Annotated in this window: 1 pseudogene; it reads right to left on the bottom strand. The window is 75.4% G+C overall.

Annotated elements, in window-relative coordinates:
- Positions 1-1,091, bottom strand: a pseudogene (locus ABEA26_RS36015) (polyketide synthase); the annotation flags it as partial.

Genomic DNA, 1,091 nt, shown 5'->3' with positions numbered 1-1,091 from the left:
CCCGCCCAGCGCACCCGTACCACCCGTGATCAGCACCGTGCCACGCGGCGACCACGAGCGGTCGCGTCGGACCGCGGGCAGACGCGCCAGGCGCCGTGCGAACACGCCGCGGTCGCGGATCACGACCTGGTCCTCGGCCCGCTGGCCGAGCACCGCGACGAGTCGGCCGACGGCCCGGCCGCCCGCCGCGCCGGGCAGGTCCACCAGACCGCCCCAACGCCGGGACTGCTCCAGCGCCGCCACCCGGCCCAGGCCCCACACCTGGCTCTGGTACGGATCCGCCGGCTCGTCGGCGGGGCTCACGCCCACCGCGTTCCGGGTCGCGCACCACAGCGGGGCGTCGAGGCCCGCGTCTCCCAGGGCCTGCACGAGCAGGACGGACAGCGCGACCCCGTTGGTCAGTGCGGGTGCCGCCGGGGCGGCCTCACCGTCGACGGCGAGCAGCGACAGGACTCCCGCCACACTCCGGCCGCCGGCCGCCCGGACGAGCCGGGCCGTCAGTTCCTCACGGCCGGTGGCCGGATCGATCGGGACCGGCAGCGCGGTCAGGCCCCGCTCGGCCAGCCCGCGCAGCCACGCGGCGCTCCACGTGTCGCCGGGCAGCCCCGCGCTGACCGGCACTAGCCATACGCCGCTGCGGGCGGAGTCCTGCGGGGCGGGGTCGGGTATCGCCTTCCAGGTGATCCCGTAGCGCCAGGTGTCGACGGCGGACTGCTCGCGGTGCCGGCGCCGCCAGGAGGACAGGCGCGGCAGTACGTCACCGAACGTGTCCTGCGCCGTGATGTCCAGGGTCTCGGTGAGCGCCTGGAGGTCCTCGCGCTCCACGGTCTGCCAGAACTCCGCGTCCACCGCGTCCACCGCCGTGACGGCGGCAGCCCGCGGGGCCTCGACCCAGTACCGCTCGTGCTGGAACGCGTACGTCGGCAGACCGGTCCTGCGCGCACCGGCGAAGAACACACCCCAGTCCACGAAGACACCGAACGTGTGCAGCCGGGCCAGCGCCGTCACCAACGCCCGCCCCTCAGGACCCTCATCACGCAGCACGGGGACGGTGACGATGTCCGCGTCGTCGAGGCAGCCCTGCGCCATGC

Origin of the sequence: Streptomyces marokkonensis, from assembly GCF_039539045.1 — a bacterium.
Taxonomy (GTDB): domain Bacteria; phylum Actinomycetota; class Actinomycetes; order Streptomycetales; family Streptomycetaceae; genus Streptomyces; species Streptomyces marokkonensis.
The sequence above is the reverse complement of the archived record's forward strand: the minus strand, read 5'-3'. Positions and strand labels throughout refer to the sequence as shown.